Origin of the sequence: Oerskovia sp. USHLN155, from assembly GCF_037145535.1 — a bacterium.
GTDB classification, from domain to species: Bacteria; Actinomycetota; Actinomycetes; order Actinomycetales; family Cellulomonadaceae; genus Oerskovia; species Oerskovia rustica.
Map to the genome: position 1 here is coordinate 113,095 of NZ_JBBCXG010000011.1, position 17,561 is coordinate 130,655.

The 17,561-nt window shown below is 73.2% G+C and carries 19 protein-coding genes and 1 tRNA gene; 9 read left to right on the forward strand and 11 right to left on the reverse strand.

Annotated elements, in window-relative coordinates; all coding sequences use genetic code 11:
- The first annotated feature begins 154 nt into the window (after positions 1 to 154).
- From WFH32_RS16300 to WFH32_RS16315, 4 genes are all read left to right on the forward strand, one after another.
- On the forward strand, positions 155 to 2,446 hold the full coding sequence (locus WFH32_RS16300; protein ID WP_336708362.1) for a heavy metal translocating P-type ATPase: 2,292 nt from the start codon (positions 155 to 157) through the stop codon (positions 2,444 to 2,446).
- 3 nt (positions 2,447 to 2,449) lie between these two features.
- Entirely contained in the window at positions 2,450 to 2,902 is a 453-nt protein-coding gene (locus tag WFH32_RS16305; RefSeq protein WP_191798226.1) for a DUF6153 family protein, read from the forward strand.
- An 84-nt stretch (positions 2,903 to 2,986) separates the two neighbouring features.
- Positions 2,987 to 3,598 carry a DUF305 domain-containing protein gene (locus WFH32_RS16310; RefSeq protein ID WP_336708365.1) on the forward strand — a complete coding sequence of 204 codons (612 nt, stop codon included), beginning with the start codon at positions 2,987 to 2,989 and terminating at the stop codon, positions 3,596 to 3,598.
- 117 nt (positions 3,599 to 3,715) lie between these two features.
- Positions 3,716 to 4,291 (forward strand): alpha/beta hydrolase family protein, encoded by a 576-nt coding sequence (locus tag WFH32_RS16315; protein ID WP_191798222.1) that lies wholly within the window; start codon positions 3,716 to 3,718, stop codon positions 4,289 to 4,291.
- 10 nt (positions 4,292 to 4,301) lie between these two features.
- Here the strand turns inward: WFH32_RS16315 and WFH32_RS16320 are convergent, their stop codons facing one another.
- Positions 4,302 to 5,120: a formylglycine-generating enzyme family protein gene (locus WFH32_RS16320; RefSeq protein WP_336708367.1), complete on the reverse strand. Its 819-nt coding sequence runs from the start codon at positions 5,118 to 5,120 to the stop codon at positions 4,302 to 4,304.
- A 249-nt stretch (positions 5,121 to 5,369) separates the two neighbouring features.
- On the opposite strand from WFH32_RS16320, the gene WFH32_RS16325 reads away from it, so the two are divergent.
- Positions 5,370 to 6,158 (forward strand): hypothetical protein, encoded by a 789-nt coding sequence (locus WFH32_RS16325; protein ID WP_336708370.1) that lies wholly within the window; start codon positions 5,370 to 5,372, stop codon positions 6,156 to 6,158.
- A 189-nt stretch (positions 6,159 to 6,347) separates the two neighbouring features.
- On the opposite strand, the gene def is transcribed toward WFH32_RS16325, so the two are convergent.
- From def to WFH32_RS16355, 6 genes are all read right to left on the reverse strand, one after another.
- Positions 6,348 to 7,031: a peptide deformylase gene (gene def / locus WFH32_RS16330; protein WP_336708372.1), complete on the reverse strand. Its 684-nt coding sequence runs from the start codon at positions 7,029 to 7,031 to the stop codon at positions 6,348 to 6,350.
- A 49-nt stretch (positions 7,032 to 7,080) separates the two neighbouring features.
- Positions 7,081 to 7,380, reverse strand: a complete 300-nt coding sequence (locus tag WFH32_RS16335) for a hypothetical protein (RefSeq protein ID WP_191797859.1) — start codon at positions 7,378 to 7,380, stop codon at positions 7,081 to 7,083.
- Positions 7,381 to 7,533: 153 nt separating this feature from the next.
- Positions 7,534 to 7,606, reverse strand: a tRNA-Thr gene (locus WFH32_RS16340).
- 158 nt (positions 7,607 to 7,764) lie between these two features.
- On the reverse strand, positions 7,765 to 9,309 hold the full coding sequence (locus tag WFH32_RS16345; protein WP_336708375.1) for an alpha/beta hydrolase: 1,545 nt from the start codon (positions 9,307 to 9,309) through the stop codon (positions 7,765 to 7,767).
- Positions 9,310 to 9,438: 129 nt separating this feature from the next.
- Positions 9,439 to 10,002 (reverse strand): hypothetical protein, encoded by a 564-nt coding sequence (locus tag WFH32_RS16350; protein ID WP_191797863.1) that lies wholly within the window; start codon positions 10,000 to 10,002, stop codon positions 9,439 to 9,441.
- A 106-nt stretch (positions 10,003 to 10,108) separates the two neighbouring features.
- Complete coding sequence (locus WFH32_RS16355) at positions 10,109 to 11,047, reverse strand: LysR substrate-binding domain-containing protein (protein ID WP_336708377.1); 939 nt, start codon at positions 11,045 to 11,047, stop codon at positions 10,109 to 10,111.
- 71 nt (positions 11,048 to 11,118) lie between these two features.
- Between WFH32_RS16355 and WFH32_RS16360 the strand changes: the two genes are divergently transcribed.
- Complete coding sequence (locus tag WFH32_RS16360) at positions 11,119 to 12,441, forward strand: MFS transporter (RefSeq protein ID WP_336708378.1); 1,323 nt, start codon at positions 11,119 to 11,121, stop codon at positions 12,439 to 12,441.
- On the opposite strand, the gene WFH32_RS16365 is transcribed toward WFH32_RS16360, so the two are convergent.
- Together WFH32_RS16365 and WFH32_RS16370 are read right to left on the reverse strand one after the other, a co-directional pair.
- Entirely contained in the window at positions 12,362 to 12,922 is a 561-nt protein-coding gene (locus WFH32_RS16365) for a hypothetical protein (protein WP_336708380.1), read from the reverse strand. The two genes, WFH32_RS16360 and WFH32_RS16365, sit on opposite strands and share 80 nt — an antisense overlap.
- On the reverse strand, positions 12,919 to 13,563 hold the full coding sequence (locus WFH32_RS16370) for a LysE family translocator (protein ID WP_191797868.1): 645 nt from the start codon (positions 13,561 to 13,563) through the stop codon (positions 12,919 to 12,921). The genes WFH32_RS16365 and WFH32_RS16370 overlap by 4 nt, the downstream gene beginning before the upstream one ends.
- A 220-nt stretch (positions 13,564 to 13,783) precedes the next feature.
- On the opposite strand from WFH32_RS16370, the gene WFH32_RS16375 reads away from it, so the two are divergent.
- The 3 genes from WFH32_RS16375 (at position 13,784) to WFH32_RS16385 (ending at position 16,455) form a co-directional block, all read left to right on the forward strand.
- Positions 13,784 to 14,671 (forward strand): alpha/beta fold hydrolase, encoded by an 888-nt coding sequence (locus WFH32_RS16375; protein ID WP_336708382.1) that lies wholly within the window; start codon positions 13,784 to 13,786, stop codon positions 14,669 to 14,671.
- A 64-nt stretch (positions 14,672 to 14,735) separates the two neighbouring features.
- Positions 14,736 to 15,107, forward strand: coding sequence for a nuclear transport factor 2 family protein (locus tag WFH32_RS16380; protein ID WP_191797213.1), 372 nt, complete (start codon positions 14,736 to 14,738; stop codon positions 15,105 to 15,107).
- Positions 15,108 to 15,198: 91 nt separating this feature from the next.
- Positions 15,199 to 16,455, forward strand: coding sequence for a low temperature requirement protein A (locus WFH32_RS16385; protein WP_191797215.1), 1,257 nt, complete (start codon positions 15,199 to 15,201; stop codon positions 16,453 to 16,455).
- A 36-nt stretch (positions 16,456 to 16,491) separates the two neighbouring features.
- Here the strand turns inward: WFH32_RS16385 and WFH32_RS16390 are convergent, their stop codons facing one another.
- Both WFH32_RS16390 and WFH32_RS16395 read right to left on the reverse strand, forming a co-directional pair.
- Positions 16,492 to 17,181, reverse strand: a complete 690-nt coding sequence (locus WFH32_RS16390; protein WP_336708385.1) for a PAS and ANTAR domain-containing protein — start codon at positions 17,179 to 17,181, stop codon at positions 16,492 to 16,494.
- 104 nt (positions 17,182 to 17,285) lie between these two features.
- Positions 17,286 to 17,507, reverse strand: a complete 222-nt coding sequence (locus tag WFH32_RS16395) for a DUF2188 domain-containing protein (RefSeq protein WP_336708387.1) — start codon at positions 17,505 to 17,507, stop codon at positions 17,286 to 17,288.
- Between the last annotated feature and the right edge of the window lie 54 nt (positions 17,508 to 17,561).

The following is a 17,561-nucleotide window of genomic DNA, read 5'->3' on the forward strand; positions in this document are numbered from 1 at the left end:
GCAATCGGGGCACCGCGCGTCGGCGTCGCGCGGCTTGCTCTTGACGGACCGGGAATGCTGCGGCAGTATCAGGAGTTATCGATACCCCTAGGGGGTATGCCGGAGCGCCAAGGTCGCCCGGCGCGATACGAGGGAGGACGGGACAGTGAATCCCATGGACCACGACGAGCACGGTGACCACACGGGTCACGGCGGGCACGCAGGTCACGACCACGAGCACCACGTGGGCAGCGACGGCTCGCACGCGGGGCACACCAGCCACGCAGCGACCGCCGCGCCTGCCGCGAGCCACGACGCCCACGCGGGCACGGACCACGCCGGGCACGACATGTCGACCATGACCGCGACGGAGCACTCGGCCCACGCCGGCCACGCCGACCCCGACGACCACTCGGCCCACGCAGGCGGCCACGAGGACCACTCGGCGCACGGCGGCCACCAGGGCCACGGCGGCCACGGCGGCCAGGCGGGCCACGTCGCGATGTTCCGTCGCCTGTTCTGGATCATGCTCGCCCTCGCGGTCCCGACGGTCGGCGCCAGCATGATGTTCGCCTCGATCATCGGCTACTCGCTCCCTGACGTCCCGGGCATCGCGTGGATCTCGCCGGTCCTCGGCACGGTCATGTACGTGTGGGGCGGCAAGCCGTTCCTCACGGGGGCGGTCGACGAGCTCAAGGCGCGCAAGCCCGGCATGATGCTGCTCGTCGCGCTCGCGATCACGGTCGCGTTCGTCTCGTCGTGGGGTGCGAGCCTGGGGATCCTGTCGCACGAGCTCGACTTCTGGTGGGAGCTCGCGCTGCTGGTCGTCATCATGCTGCTGGGCCACTGGATCGAGATGCGCTCGCTCGCGCAGTCGTCGTCGGCCCTGGAGTCGCTCGCCGCGCTGCTGCCGGACGAGGCCGAGCGCGTGGGCGCCGACGGTCAGGTGACCACGGTGTCCCCGACCGACCTGGTCGTGGGCGACGTCGTCGTGGTGCGTCCTGGTGGGCGCGTGCCCGCGGACGGCGTGGTGTCCCAGGGGTCGGCGGACGTCGACGAGTCGATGATCACGGGCGAGTCGCGCCCGGTGCGCCGGACCGTCGGCGACCACGTGGTGGCCGGGACGGTCGCGACCGACCAGGCGCTGCGCGTCACGGTCGACGCGGTCGGTGACGACACGGCGCTCGCGGGCATCCAGCGCCTGGTGACGCAGGCGCAGGCGTCGTCCTCGCACGCGCAGCGCCTCGCGGACCGCGCCGCGGGCTGGCTCTTCTGGTTCGCGCTCGGCGCCGCGGTGCTGACGCTGGTCGCGTGGACGGTCTGGGGCACGCCGGAGAGCGCGCTGATCCGGACCATCACGGTCCTCGTCATCGCGTGCCCCCACGCGCTGGGCCTCGCGATCCCGCTCGTGGTGTCGATCTCGACCGAGCGCGCGGCCAAGGCGGGCGTGCTCGTCAAGGACCGCATGGCGCTCGAGCAGATGCGCACGGTCGACGCCGTCCTGTTCGACAAGACCGGCACCCTGACCAAGGGCGAACCCGTCGTGACGCACCTGGTCGCGACGTCGGGCAGCGAGGACGAGCTGCTCGCGCTCGCGGCGGCCGTCGAGGCCGACTCGCAGCACCCCCTGGCCCGCGCGATCGTGGGTGCCGCCGCGGACAAGGGCGTGCGGGTTCCGCGCGCCGAGGACTTCCAGTCCTCGACCGCGGTGGGCGTCTCGGGTCTCGTGGACGGTCGCCGGGTCGCGGTGGGCGGCCCGTCGCTCCTGCGGGAGCACGGCCTCGACCCCGCGCCCGACGCCGCCGCGTGGGAGGGCGAGGGCGCGACGGTCCTGCACGCGCTCGACCTGGGCTCCGGTACCCCGCGCGTCCTGGGCGGCTTCGCGCTGGCCGACGAGATCCGGCCCGAGTCCCGCGAGGCGATCGACGCCCTGCACCGGCGCAACATCCGGGTCGTCATGATCACGGGTGACGCACAGGCGGTGGCGCAGTCGGTCGCGGACGAGCTCGGCATCGACGAGGTCTTCGCCGGGGTCCGCCCGGGCGACAAGGGCGACAAGGTCTCCGAGCTCCAGGCGCGAGGGCACAAGGTCGCGATGGTCGGCGACGGCGTCAACGACGCCCCCGCGCTCGCCCAGGCGGACGTGGGCATCGCGATCGGTGCGGGCACCGACGTGGCCATCGCGTCGGCCGGGGTCATCCTCGCGAGCGACGACCCGCGCTCGGTCCTGTCGGTCATCGAGCTGTCCCGGGCCAGCTACCGCAAGATGAAGCAGAACCTGTGGTGGGCCGCCGGGTACAACCTGGTGTCGGTGCCCCTCGCGGCGGGCGTCCTGGCGCCGGTCGGGTTCGTCATGCCCATGGCGGTGGGCGCGCTGCTCATGTCCCTGTCGACCGTGATCGTGGCCCTCAACGCGCAGCTCCTGCGCCGGCTGGACCTCGACCCCGAGCGCGTGGCAGCCTCGTAGGCGATGTCCGAGATGTCCCCGATCGCCCCGGCCGGGGCCGTGTCGACCGCCCACCTGGGCGACGCGGTCCGGCCCTCCCGAACCGCCGGTCTCGTCCGGCGGTTCGTGGTGCTGCTCGGGATGGTGGTGCTGCTCGGCGGGTTCGTCGGGATGCACCAGATGTCGGGCAGCCCCGTGGCGCACGGGCCCGCGCACACCGTCGCCGCCGAGGCGGCTCCCCATGCCTCGGGCGACGTGGGCGCGGAGGAGGAGGCGCCGTCGGGCACGGGGCACGGCGAGATGGAGGCCATGTGCCTCTTGGTGCTCGTCGCGATGGTCTCGCTCGGTGGCCCGGCGCTGGTGCGTCGCCTGCCCGACGGCGTCACGCACCTCGCGCGCGTCGTCGCGCCCTGGTGGCGGCTCGGGTCGGTGCTGCGGCCGCCGTCGCTCGTCGCGCTCGGGATCAGTCGGAGATAGGAGCTCGGCCCGACCAGGGCCGCAGCGACCGTCACCGCCGCGGGGCACCCGTGGCACACCGACCGATCACCCGAAGGACGACTCATGAACAAGCACACCCTGACCAAGGTCGGCATCGGCCTGACCCTCGGCTCGACACTGGTCCTCGCGGGCTGCGCCGACGCCGGCGACGGCGCAGACATGGAGGGCCACGACATGGGCAACGGCTCGCCGTCGCAGGACACGGGCGCGGACGCAGCCGGGGCCAACGACGCGGACGTCATGTTCGCGCAGATGATGATCCCGCACCACGAGCAGGCGCTCGTGATGTCGCGCATCGTGCTCGACACGGAGGGGGTCGACCCTGCGGTCGTCGACCTCGCAACCCGCATCGAGAGCGCGCAGGAGCCCGAGATCGCGACCATGGAGGGCTTCCTCGACGAGTGGGGCGCCGAGCCGATGGGCGACCACTCGGGCCACGAGATGGACGGGATGCTGAGCGAGGCGGAGATCCAGGCGCTCGAGGCGGCGGACGCCGCGACCGTCTCACGACTGTTCCTCGAGGGCATGATCGCGCACCACGAGGGCGCCGTGGACATGGCGAAGGCCGAGATCGCGGACGGTGAGAACGCCGAGGCGCTCGCCCTGGCCCAGGAGATCATCGACGCCCAGGAGTCGGAGATCGCGGAGATGCAGGACCTGCTGCTGGCCCTCTAGCGGTTCCAGCCAGGTGCCGAGCACGGGGTTGAGGTCGTTCTGGGCAGATTGACGACCTCAACCCCGTGGTCGACCGCAGGAAAGGTCCTGGTCAGCCGCCGCTGCCAGACTAGAACCATGACGCGATCATCAGGCGCAGCGGTCGGCGGGCTTCTTCTCACGCCGGGGGCCGGGGCGGGTCGCGACCACCCGACGCTCGTCGCGGTCGAGGAGGCCGTCGTGCCGCTGCCCGTGCGCCGGGTCGACTTCCCGTACCGGCTCGCCGGGAAGCGCATGCCGGACCGGGCGCCGGTCGCGGTCGCGCACCTGGTCGAGGAGGCCGCCCGCTTCGCGACCGAGGAAGGCTTCGCGCCCGACCGGCTCGTGCTCGGCGGCCGCTCCTACGGCGGGCGCATGTGCTCGATCGCCGTGGCCGAGGGCCTGCCTGCGGCCGGTCTCGTGCTGCTGAGCTACCCCCTGCACCCGCCGGGCAAGCCCGACAAGCTGCGCGTCGACCACTTGCCGCAGCTCACGGTCCCCGTGCTGTTCGTGTCCGGGACGACCGACCCGTTCGGCTCGCCCGAGGAGTTCGACGAGCACGTCGCCGCGATCCCGGGGCCCGTCACCCAGGTGCGCCTGCCCGGCGCCCACGACGTGCGCAACGACCACGCGGCGGTGAGCGACGCCGTCGTGCGGTGGCTCGCGACGCTCTGAGCTCCGCCGCTCAGAGCCCGCGCAGCGGGGTCCAGCCGACCGGCCGCGGTCCGCGGACGTCGGCACGCTCGCGGTCGGCCGCAGCCGACCACCCTTGTGCTTCGAGCGCCCCGCGCTGCCCGACGGCGCCACGCGCCACCCGGAAGCCCACGTCCTCGAGGACGGCGTCGGGCGCGCTGCCCCGGCGTACCGAGGCGCGCACGCTCCACTCGCGGTCTGCCCACCCTCCCCCGCGCAGGCTGCGGTAGTCGCCGTAGCGGGCGGTGTCGGCGTGGTCCCAGCACCATTCCCAGACGTTGCCGAGCTGGTCGTGCGTACCGAACGCGTTGGGTACCTTGCGGCCGACCGGCTGCGGGCCCTGGACCTGGTCGGCAGCGGTCCAGGCGACGGCGGCCAGCGGCCCGTAGGTCGGAGTGGTCGTCCCCGCGCGGCACGCCCACTCCCACTCGGCCTCGGTCGGCAACCGGAACCCGTCGACGCCGACGTCCCACCGGACCGCACGGCCGTCGAGCACGTAGGCAGGAGCCAGGCCTGCGGCGGCCGACGCCGCGTTGCACCAGCGCACCGCGTCGAACCAGGTCACGGGGTGCGCGGGGGCGTCGCCGGGCCGGGAGCCGTCCGGGGGCGCGCTGCTCTGGGGCGTGCTGCCCGGCGGGGTGGGAACGGAGCGGAGCTCCGCCCAGGTGATCGGGGTCCGACCGATCTCGAAGCCCTGGAGGGTGACGTCCCGGGCTGATCCGGTGCGCGCGTCGCGCAGGGCGAGCGCGCCGCCGGGGACGGGGACGAGCAGGGGCGGGGTAGGAGCCGGGGGCGTGCTCGCGGGAGCCATGCGACGAGGGTAGCCACGTCGGTCGTCGCCCCTGGGCGAACGGACATGCGGGCGACACGCGAGCGACACGCTGGGAGCGCTTCCACAATCACCCGGTCCCGAGTACCTTTGGCGCTGATATGTCGCGTTCGCCCCGTCGATCCGAGCATGTCGGACGAGTACGGTGATCAACCGTCCGGCACAGCCCCGCTCGCACCCGAGAGCCGAGGGCGCGCCCCTCCGACCACCCCCCCCGAAAGGTCCTCCTCGATGCGCGCAGCGCCCGTCGCCCTCCTCACGGCAGCGATCCTCGTGGCCACCCCCACGATCGCGTCCGCAGGGTCCGACTCCCCCACCCCGTACACCGTGACCGCGAGCGGCGTGAGCCTGCCCGCAGGCCAGGTGTTCCGCGAGCACGGGCACGTCAACTACCGCGCGACCGCGCTCGACGGGACCGGCGAGCAGAGCTTCAACGTCCACCTCGAGACGGCCAACGGGCGATCGACCGCGGCCTACGTGGGCGCGAGCTTTCTCGACTTCGCGGGCGCCGTCGCCGCGTTCCCCGCCGGGTTCTGCGTGACGTGGGTCCAGGTCGAGGGGTTCGACGAGCACTTCGGCGAGGGCGGCCAGGCGCCCGAGTGCACGCCCGAGCCGACACCGCTGAGCCCGGCCCCGCCCGTCACGCGGCCCGCCCCGTCGCCGGTCCCGAGCAGCGAGGTGCCCGACGGCGGCACACCGGTCGAGGCGCCCACCTCGCCTCCGGTCGCGGAAACCCCGACGACGGCGCCTCCGGTCACCGAGCGCGAGCTCGCCGCGACGGGCCCCGCGCCCGAGGACGTTCCCGTGGCAGGTGCGACACCGGTCGCGCAGGCCGTCCCGTCGGCGGCACCTGGTGCGGCCACGCCTGGTGCGGCGGCAACCGGCACGGCGACGGCGGCCGACGACGAGGGCCTCGCGGCGACCGGCTCGAACGCGCTGCTCGTCACGGGCGGGGCGGTCGTGCTGCTGGCCGCCGGGATCGTCGCGGTGCTGCTGAGCCGCCGGTCGCGGCGCGCCTGACGCTTCCCCCAGGACGAGAGGGGTGGGGGGGGGGGGGGGGGGGGGGGGGGCGCGGGGGGGGGGGGGGGGGGGCGGCCGCGGGCCCCGCCCCGCCCCCCCCCCCCCCCCCCCCCCCCCCCCCCCCCCCCCCCCCCCCCCCCCCCCCCCCCCCCCCCCCCCACCCCTCTCACCTGTGATCCACAGGTGCGGTCAGCGCAGCGGCGCGGCCGGGTACTCGGCCGGCGTCTTGCCCAGGGCCTCGGACAGCTCGAGCCGCTCCTCCAGGACCCCGGGGCGCTCCCGGTGCATCTCGGCGATCACGGCCTCCTGCGCGGCGGGCGTGAGGTGGTCGAAGTAGAGCGTCCCGTCGAGGTGCTGCGCCTCGTGCTGGAGCGCACGGCCCAGGAAGTGCGACCCGGTGAGCTCGACCGGCTTCCCGTGCTGGTCGAACCCGCGCACGATCGCCTTCACGGGGCGGGCGAGCGGCGAGTACGCGCCCGGGATCGAGAGGCACCCCTCGTCGCTCTCCTCGATCTCGTCCTCGGGTCCGTCGAAGACCTCGAGCACCGGGTTGACCATGTGCCCGACGTGACGGTCCTCGTTCTCGTCCTCCACGTCGTACACGAAGACCCGCAGGTCCACGCCAACCTGCGGCGCCGCGAGGCCCACACCCTCCGCGACGAACATCGTCGTGAACAGGTCGTCGACGAGCTGCGCGAGCTCGGGCGTGCCGAACTCGGTCACCTCGCGGGCCGGGGTGTGCAGGACGGACTCGCCGATCTCGGTGATGCGCAGGATGTTGCCGCGCTCGACCTCGGGGGCGATCTCCGGGAAGGACTTGACCGGCTGGCCCAGGACGTAGGTGGCGGGGCGACGACGGCCGAAGGTGAACATGGGGACAAGCCTAGGTGGTGCTCAAGCGCATCGATCCGGCGGCAGGTACTCAGCGCTGCTCAGCGGACGGTTCGAAGATCTGGATGTATGCCTCCAGGGTGATCGCGAAAACTCCCAGGGAGAGAGCCGTCCACGCGAGCCACGCCGCAACCCCGGACAGCCCGTCATCGTTCGCACCGACCGCTGCGACCAACGTCATTCCTGCAGAGAATGCCACGTAGCCCAGGAGGAGCAACCTCGTGGAGCCCCTGAACGTCCGGGACTTGCGAAGCAGTCCCTGCCCGAGAAAGCCGGCGAGGAGGAACACCGGGATCACGGTAGCCACCAGGGCGCAGGTCGCACTCGTCATGCAGGGACAATACGGGCTGGTCGACACACTCGTCAGGTCATCGACCACTGGAGCGCGAAAGCGGCCACCCAGAGAGGCGCAGCTCGAGGTTCCCCACCAGCCCCGACAACGCGAAAGGCCCGGAACCGTTGAGGTTCCGGGCCTTCGTGCCTGAGCCGCCTATCAGAATCGAACTGATGACCTTCTCATTACGAGTGAGACGCTCTACCGACTGAGCTAAGGCGGCGCGTACCGGACGTCACGCCTTGCGGCGCTCCGTTTCAGCAAGCGTCGCAACTGTACCCAACGCGGGGGCGTGAGGACAAACTGGCTGCCGCGGCGCCGTCGGGCCGCCTGCGAGGCCGCCCGCACGAGGGGCCCGTGGGCCACCAGGTCAGAGCACCCTCAGCAGACCTTCCCGTCCTCCGGGACCTTCCCGTCGACCAGGTACGCGTCCACGGCGTCGGCGACGCACGCGTTGGACCGGCCGTAGGCCGTGTGCCCCTCACCCTCCCAGGTGAGGAGCGTCGCGGAGTCGAGGGTCTTGGCGAGGCCCTCGGCCCAGACGTACGGGGTCGCGGGGTCGTTGGTGGTCCCGACGACGACGATCGGCGCGGCGCCCTTGGCGTGGAGGTCGAGCTCCTGGTCCACGACGGGGTAGGCCCAGTCGACGCACGACAGGCCGCCGTAGGTGAAGAACGAGCCCATGGTCGGGGCCGCCTCCTCGATCTGGGCGGCCTGCTCGGCCATGAACGCGGGGTCGGGGTTGCCGCGCGCGTCGAGGCAGTTGACGGCTCGGAACGCCTCGGCCGAGTTGTCGTTGAACGTGCCGTCGGCGTTGCGGCCGTTGTACAGGTCGGCGAAGCCGAGCAGCATGGTGCCGTCGCCGTCGTTGAGCGCGGCGTCCAGGCCGGCCGTCAGGGCGTACCAGCTCTCGTTGTTGTAGAGCGGCAGCGCGATCCCGTAGAACGCGAGCGTGGACGTCAGTCGGCGGTCGCTCGAGGTCCGCAGGGGGCGCTCGGAGACCTGGTCGAGGAACGCCTTGACCTGGGCCATGCCGTCGTCGACCGAGCCGGTCAGCGGGCAGTCCTTGCCGCCCTGGCAGTCCTTCACGTAGGCGCGCAGCGCGTTCTCGAAGCCGACGGCCTGCTGTGCGGAGACCTCGTCGGAGGTCAGCGTGGTGTCGATCGCACCGTCGAGGACCATGCGCCCGACCTTCTCCGGGTAGAGCCCTGCGTACGTCGCGCCGAGCTGGGTCCCGTAGGAGAAGCCGAGGTAGTTGAGCGTCGAGTCGCCGAGGACTGCGCGCAGCATGTCCATGTCGCGCGCGGCGCTCTGGGTGTCGACGTTGCCGAGGAGGTCGCCCGTGTTCTGCGCGCACGCGTCGGCCCATGCCTTGAGGTCGGCGGTCATCTCGGCGCGGCCCTCGCCGCTGTCGGGGTAGGCGCGGGACAGCGAGGCGTCCTTGGCCGCGTCGTCGAGGCACACGACGGGCGTCGAGGCACCGACGCCGCGCGGGTCGAACCCGATGACGTCGTACGCCTCCTTGACGGGCTCGCCGATGCTGCCTGCCGCGCTCGTGACGTACTCGATGCCCGACCCGCCCGGCCCACCGGGGTTGGTCAGCAGCGACCCGATCTTCTCGCCCGAGGCGGGCAGCCGCTTGAGCGCGAGCTCGGTCTTGCCCTGCGCGGGGTCGTCCCAGCTCAGGGGTGCGATCGCGGTCGCGCACTCGAACCCGCCGCCGCAGTCGTCCCACACGAGGCTCTGCCCGTAGAACTCCGCAAGCTCGGCCGGCACGTCCTCGCCCGTCCCCGTGGACCCCGTCGAGGACGACCCCGTCTCGGCGGGGCTCTGCACCTTGGGCGAGGGGGCGCACGCCCCGAGCAGCAGGGCGACGGCGAGCGTCGCGGCGGACAGCGCTGTGGTGCGGCGGTGGGGCGTCTTCACCCGGCAACGGTAACGGGTCGGGCTGGGCCGGGGACCTCGAACGACGCCCCCGGCCCTGCCCTTTCACGCGAACTTCACGGGCGGCGGGCCCGCGCGCCGCCCCGGGCCACGACCGCCCCCGTCACCAGGTCAGGACTGGGCGACCCATGCGGCCTCGCCGACCTGCCCGGCGGCTGCGCGCGGCGCCAGCACGACAGAGCCTGCCTCGTCGAGGCGCACGGTCACGTCGGCCGACTCGTCGACACCCTCAGGGGCCTTGACGACCGTGGTCCAGGGGCGCAGGTCCATGGTGCAGGGCTTGGTCTCGTCGACCTTCTGGAAGGTCACGACGACGTCGCTCCCGTCCAGCGTCGCGTCACCCTCGGCGATGTGCGGGCACGTGCTCGACCCGAACGTCACGACGTACAGGTAGCCGTCCTCCGCGGTCCAGGCCGCGCCCGTGCCGCCGCTCGTGGGGGCGTCGATCCCCGCGGGCAGGTCGACGCCGTTCGCACCGGCCTCGATCGGCAGGTCGGCTGCGTCGAGGGGCGCCTCGGGCGACTCGTCGGAGGGCGTGCTCTCGTCCGCGGTGCTCTCCTCGGCGCTGGGCGTGTCCGAGGCGTTCCCGCCGGAGTCGGTGTCCGTCCCGCACGCGGTGAGCGCCAAGAGCGCGACGAGCGAGACGGCGGGGGCGAGTCGGCGCAGGGAAGTCATGGGCGGGGTCTCCTTCGGGCTTCGGCACGGGCGCCGCGGTGGCGTACACCCCTCACTCTCATCATGTCGTGGGGACCGCGGTTCTTGCGTGGCGACACGGCGCCGCTCAGCGGCCGGGCGCGCCGCCGTCGGGCGTGCCGGTGTCCACGACCCCCGCACGGAGCATCTCGACGAACGCCGCGAGCGTCGGCGAGGTGTTGTCGGGCGACCAGGCCGCGCCGATGTCGCGCGACGGCACGGGCTCGTCGAGGCGGATCTCGACGACGTCGTGCACGGGCTGACGAGCCGGCGGCAGGACGCTCACGCCGAGGCCCGCAGCGACGAGGCCGCGCACGGTGTGCAGGTCCTCGCCCTCGAACCCGATGGTCGGGCGCACGCCCGCGGCGGCGCACAGTGCGTCGACCGTCCCCCGCAGGCCGAACCCGTGCTTGAGCGTGATGAACGTCGAGCGGGCGGCCTCGCGCAGCGTGGCGCCGGGGCGCGACGCGAGCTCGTGCCCCGCGGGGACGATGAGGACGAGCGGCTCCTGGAAGAGCGTGAGGATCTCGCGACCGGCCGGGGCCGGGACGAGCCGGGACACGAGCGCGATGTCGGCCTCGCCCGCGTCGAGCGCGTCGAGGCACGAGCGGCGGGCGCCCTGCGTCATGGTGAACCGCACGGCAGGGTGGTCGGCGAGGAACTCCTTGATGAGGGCCGGGACGACGGACTCGCCGAGCGAGGTCTGGAACGCGACCGACAGGGTGCCGCGCGCGAGCGCCTCCCTCGACCGCACCGCGTCCACACCGGCGCCGAGCGCCGCGAGCGCCTGGCGGGCGTGCGGCAGGAGGGCACGGCCCGCGTCGGTGAGCCTGATGCCGCGCCCGCGGCGCTCGACCACGGGCACGCCCAGCACCTCGCCGACACGCGCGACGGCCCGCGACACGGTCGGTTGCGGGGCGCGGAGCATCGCGGCCGCGAGCGTGACCTGCTCGACCTCGGCGACCGCGACGAACGCGGGCAGCAGGGGCAGCAGGCGGCGGGTCTCTTCGTCCAGCGCGGCATCCATGCTCAAAGCGTATCGTTCACCATAGATACATGCATTGGACGCAAGAGTCGAAGGCTCCTAGCGTCGAAACCATGCACACACCCCCCGCACCGGGCACGACCCGTGCGCTCGTCGTCCCACCACACACCCCGTGGACCGGACACCGGCGCAGCTCCCAGGGCTACCGCAGGACGGTCGTGGCGCTCGTGTGCGCGGGGCTCGCGACGTTCGCCCAGCTCTACTCGCCGCAGGGCATCCTGCCGATGATCTCCTCCGACCTCCGGGTCGCCGCCCCCACCGCCTCGCTCACGGTCTCGGCCGCGACGCTGGGCCTCGCGCTCGCCGTCCTGCCCTGGTCCGTGGTCGCCGACCGCATCGGCCGCGTCCGCGCCATCCAGATCGCCCTGATCGCCGCGACGACCATCGGCCTGCTGGCCCCGTTCGCGCCCACGATCGAGCTGCTCGTCGTCGGTCGCTTCCTCGAGGGCGCCGCGCTCGGCGGGGTGCCGGCGCTCGCCGTCACCCTGCTCCACGAGGAGATCCACTCCGCGCACACCGCGGTCGTCGCGGGGATGTTCGTGGGCGGGGTGTCGATCGGCGGGCTCGCGGGCCGGGTGCTCGCCGCGGGCGTCGCCGAGCTCGCCGGCTGGCGCGTGGGCCTGGCCACCGTGTCGGGGCTGTGCGTGCTCACGACCGTCGCGTTCGTCGTGCTCGCGCCGCGGGCGCGGGGCTTCGTGCCGGACCGCGAAGGGCTGCGGCACGTCGGCTCGCTCGTCCTGACGAACCTGCGCGACCGCGGCCTGCTCGTCCTGTACGCCAACGGCGCCCTCGTCATCGGCGGGTTCGTGACGATCTACAACTACCTCGGGTTCCGCCTCGAGGCACCGCCCTACCTGCTGTCCCCGGCGGTCACGTCGCTCGTGTTCTTCGCCTACCTGGGCGGGACCGTGTCCTCCCGCCTCGCGGGCAGCCTCACCGTCCGCTGGGGACGCCGACGGGTCCTGGCCGTCGCGGGCGCCACGATGAGCGCCGGGGCCCTCCTGACGCTCGCCCCCCAGATCCCCCTGATCCTGCTGGGGCTCGTGATCCTCACCGCCTCCTTCTTCGGCGCGCACGCGGTCGCGTCGGGGTGGGTCGGGCACCGGGCGGTCGTGGGCCGCTCGCAGGCGACCTCCCTGTACAACGCCTTCTACTACGCCGCGTCGAGCCTGCTCGGCTGGCTCGGCGGCGTGACCTGGGTGCACGCCGGGTGGCCCGGGGTCGCGATCTTCGTCGCCGCGGTGACCCTCACGGCACCGCTGCTCACGCTGGGGTCGCGCTCGCTGCGCACGCCCGCTACCGGGACGACGCGACGAGCCGCCCGTCCGCGCCCTCGACCGACACCCGGCGGGGCAACGAGCTCTTTGGCGTCGTGAGACGCCCCGTCGACCCGTCGAGACGCCACACCGCCTGAGCGCCCACGACCGAGTACTGCCGCCCGTCCGCCTCGACCCCCGACGGGTGGAGGAACACCAGGTAGCGCTCGCCCTCCTCGGGCGTCGGCGCGGCGTTGACGTAGTGGCCGGAGTCCTGGCGGACCGCGACGACATCGTCCGTCACGAGCGGTCCACCGTCCGACGTGACGACCCGGACCTCGGTCACGGCGAAGGGCGCGGTACCGACGCGCTCGGTCCACGTCCGGCCCGTCGGCTCGACGACCGCGACGTCCGTGGCCTCGTCCGCCAGCTCGTCGATCGAGGAGTAGTCCCGGATCAGGTCGAGCTCCTCTCCCCCGCGGGCGACGAGCGCGGCGTCGGAGGACGTCCACCACACCACCGCTCCCAGCACCAGGACGGCGAGGACCCCGAGCCGGACCCACGACCCTCGGTCGAGCTCGCCCAGGTCCACGGTCCTCACGCGGTCGCCGGGGACGGGGCGTCGATCGCCAGCTTCACCCCGACGGCGCCCAGCAGCGTCCCGGTCGCGCGGCGCTGCCAGCGCATCCACGTCGGCCGCGCGCGCAGGAACACCGCGATGCTGCCCGCCGCGAGCACGAACGCGGCGTTGACGACCATGCTGACCCCGATCTGCACCCCGCCCAGCACGAACCCCTGCGCCATGACGCCCCCGGCAGCCGGGTCGATGAACTGCGGGATGAGCGCGAGGTACATGATCGCGGCCTTCGGGTTGAGCAGGTTCGTCAGCAACCCCATGCGGAACAGCCGGCCGCGGGAGTCGCGCGGCAGGTCCTGCGCCTCGAAGGGACCGCGGCCGCCCGGGCGCAGGGTCCGCCACGCGAGGTACAGCAGGTAGCCGGCGCCCGCGACCTTCAGCGCGACGTACAGCCACGGCACCACCACGAAGACCGCCGCGAGGCCCACGTTCGCCATCGTCATGTAGACGAGGAAACCCACGGCCGTCCCCGCGAGCGAGACCATGCCCGCCTGCCACCCCTGGCTGATGCTGCGCGAGACCAGGTAGACCATGTTGGGCCCGGGGGTCAGGACCATCCCGAGGGCGACCGCCGTCATGCCCAGGACCGCTGCCGTACCGACCATGCGTGGTCTCCTTCTCGTCCCGTGCATCCTGACCGCAGACCGGCGGAGGCACCCAGCGCTCTCGCGACGGTACCCGCTCACCGTGCACGACCACCACCCGCGAGGCAGGGTGGGACGAGACGGTGCGATGAGTTCCGACGACGCGGCAGGTCTTGGTTCCCATACCGCTGAGACGGCCGGCACCCACGCCGTCCCGCTCACCCGACCGAGAGGCACGACCGTGACCGACATCGAGACCCGCACCCTCGAAGCCCCGGGGGCGACCATCACCTACGACGTCCGCGGGAACCTCGCCGACACCACCCCCGAGGCCCCCGTGCTCCTGATCGTCGGCTCCCCCATGGGTGCCGACGGGTTCGTCACCCTGGCCTCGCACTTCACGGACCGGCCGGTCGTGACGTACGACCCGCGCGGGGTGTCCCGCAGCACCCGCACCGACCCGTCTGCGCCCGTCACGCCCGACCACCACGCGGACGACCTGCACCTCGTGATCGAGGCACTGGGTGCCGGGCCGGTCGACGTCCTGGCGAGCAGCGGCGGGGCGGTCAACGCCCTCGCGCTCGTCACCCAGCACCCCGAGCAGGTCCGGACGCTCGTAGCGCACGAGCCGCCGTCGGGTCCCGCGCTGCCGGACCGCGACGCTGCGCTCGCCGCGGTGCAGGCCGTCTCGCGGTCCTACCAGGACAAGGGGTTCGGCGCGGGCATGGCGCACTTCATCGCCCTCACGAGCTGGGAGGGCCCGTTCCCCGACGACTTCGCCGACCAGCCTGCGCCCGACCCGGGCGCGTTCGGGTTCCCCACCGACGACGACGGGTCGCGCGACGACGCCCTGCTGGGGCAGAACCTGATCAGCTGCACCCACTACGAGCACGACTACGACGCGCTGTCCCGCGTCTCGACCCGCGTCGTCCTGGCGGCCGGTGAGGAGTCGGGCGAGCAGATGGCCGCACGCGCGGCCCGCGGGGTCGCGAGGAACATCGGCACCGAGGCCGTCGCGTTCCCCAGCGGGCACGGCGGGTTCATGGGGGACGAGTACGGCATGCCCGGCGACCCCGACGGGTTCGCGTCCGCGCTCCGCAAGGTCCTCGAAGGGACGGACGTCCGCTGAACCGCCCGGCCGGCCGGGCCCCCTCGCAGGCCCCGCCGGCCGGACCCCACCCCCGGAGGTACGCATGGACCGCGAGTCCGTCATGAGCTGGGTGGCTGCCTACGAGGCGGCCTGGCGCGGCGAGGACCGGGGGGCCGTCGCGTCGCTGTTCACCGAGGACGCCACCTATGCGCGGTCGCCCTACGACGACCCGCTGCGCGGGCACGACGCGATCCGCGACTTCTGGCTCGCCGACGCCGGGGAGACGTTCACCATGACGGCCCAGCCCGTCGCGGTCGACGGGCTCGCCGCCGTCGTCCGGGTCGAGGTCCGCTACGACGGGCCGACGCCGCAGGAGTACCGCGACCTGTGGATCCTGCGGTTCGCGGACGACGGCCGCGTCGAGGACTTCGCGGAGTGGGCGTACTGGCCCAGCAAGCCGTACACCGCGACCTGAAGCGCCCGGCCCGGCCGGCCCGGCCCACGTCGTCGTGCGCATCGACCTGCACCCCGCGCCGCCGCGTGCCCCGCGTGCGAGGATCGCGACCATGAGCGCCGCCGCGCCCCGCACGGCCCCCTCCGGCCCGCCCGGCTCCTGGGGCATGCGTACCGACGTGCTGCGTCACGGCCACGGCCACGACTCGGACAAGGTCGGCTACGTCGAGCTGTTCTTCGACCTGGTGTTCGTCTTCGCGGTCACCCAGCTCTCGCACTCGCTCATCGCCCACCCCGACGGCACGACCCTGGTCCAGACGCTCGTCCTCGGAGCCGCGGTCTGGTACCTGTGGATCGACACGACGTGGGTCACCAACTGGCTCGACCCCGAACGCACGCCCGTGCGGACCCTGCTGATCGTCCTCATGCTGCTGGGGCTGCTCATGTCGAGCGCGATCCCCGAGGCGTTCGGCGACAAGGCGCTGCTGTTCGCGGGGACGTTCGTCGCGATCCAGGTGGGGCGCTCGGCGTGGACGGCGTACGCGCTCCACCGGCACTGGCCGGAGAACGGCACGAACTTCGTGCGCATCACGGTGTGGCAGGTGTCCTCGGGGATCCTGTGGGTCGCGGGTGCCCTGGCCCCGGACGGGTCGTGGCGCCTGCTCCTGTGGGTCGCGGCGGTGCTCGTCGACTACGCGGGACCCCGCGCGCTGTTCCGGGTCCCGGTGCTGGGGCCCACCGATCCCGCGACGTGGGTCGTGCGCGGCGGGCACATGGCCGAGCGCGTCGGACTGTTCATCATCATCAGCCTGGGCGAGTCGATCATCGTCACGGGGACCGCGTTCGGGGAGCTCGAGCTGACGGGCACGGTGCTCCTCGCGTTCCTCGCGGCCTTCGCGTCGACGGTCCTCATGTGGCTGCTGTACTTCGACCGCTCCGAGCGGCGGGCGACGGCGTTCTTCGCGGGGTCCGACTCGCCCGGCATGATCGCGCAGACGGCGTACACGTACGTCCCGTACCTGCTCGTGGTCGGGATCGTGCTCACGGCCGTCGCGGACGAGATCGTCCTGCTGCACCCTCTGGGCCACGAGGACGCGGGGCACTCCGACCCGTGGACGGCCGCGCTGATCTGCGGCGCCGGCATGGTCTACCTCGTGGGGAACACGCTGTTCCGGCGTGCGACGGGCGGGCCGTGGTCGGTGCCGCACCTCGCGGGCGTGGCTGCGCTGGGCCTGCTCTACGCCTCGTACCCGGTGCTGTCGCCGCTCGCGGTCAACTGGGTCTCGAACGGCGTGCTGCTCGCGGTGATCCTGGGGGACGTCGCGCTCTCGCGACGCGCGTCCGCCGCCGGTGGCACGCCCTCCGCCTGAGCCTCCGTCGGAGACGGCCCGACGGCGGAGGGTCGCCTAGCCCACCTGGCTCGCCCACGTCGGTGGTCGCGGGGTCTCGAAGAAGTGGTCCAGGTCGTCCCGGGTCAGCGACGCACCGTCATGAGCGCCCGCGAGGCTCGCGAGCAGCCGCTCCGCCAGCTCGCGGACCGGCTCGTTGGTGACCGACGAGTGATGCCGGAGCACCTCGAACGCCTCTGCGTCGTCCAGGCCGTAGACGACCATGAGCGCGCCCTTGGCCTGCTCGATCGTCGCCCTGCGCGCCGCTGACGCCGAGACGGCCTCGGTCGCTTGCGCCTGGGCGAACGCCTCCTGCGACCCGGTGAGATCCATGAAGTAGCCGGTGACCTGTGTGATCTCGCCGGTGGCCGCGTCGACGTCGCCCTGGCCGACGACCCCGAGGACGCGGGTCCGCCCGGCGGCATCGATGATCCGGTGCGTGCAGCTGAACGGGTCGCCGGTACGCGTGACGTCCGCGAGGATCCCGGCGACCCGCGTCACGTCGTCAGGGTGCTTGTGGGCCAACATGAGCTGCGTCGTCGGGACGACCTCGTGGGGCGCGAAACCATGCATCTCGTACAGCTCGTCGGACCACCACCACCGGCCGCTGGGCACGTCGAGCGTGTAGCGCGCGACCGGCTGCCGACCGCCGGAGAGGAGAGCCGCGTCAAGATCGCCGCCGTCCTGGTCCTTCTCGTCCCGTGCCATCACGTCGACGCTCCCCAGTGTTCCCCGGCGGCTGCCCTCCGCCTGGTTCCTTCCCTACCGATGGTAGGCACGCCCAGGATCCCCGCAACAGGGCTGCGGACGGGTCACCCGACTCGCCGCCAGGGCCGGTCGCCCGGAAAGACGATCTGCTCGACGTCGCCCCCGACCCCGCGGACCACGTGCTCGGCGCCTTCCCGGAGCGCCGCCTCGCGCGCAGCGAGCACCGCTTCCGCCTTGGTGTCGAAGACCGCGAAGACCTGGGCGTCGCCGGACCGGCGGTTCTTCCACAGGTTGTCCTCGTAGAACGTCTCGATCCGAGGGAACATCGCTCCGACCCCACCCTCCCGCTCCCGCGGGCACGAACGCCACGGCCCCGTCTC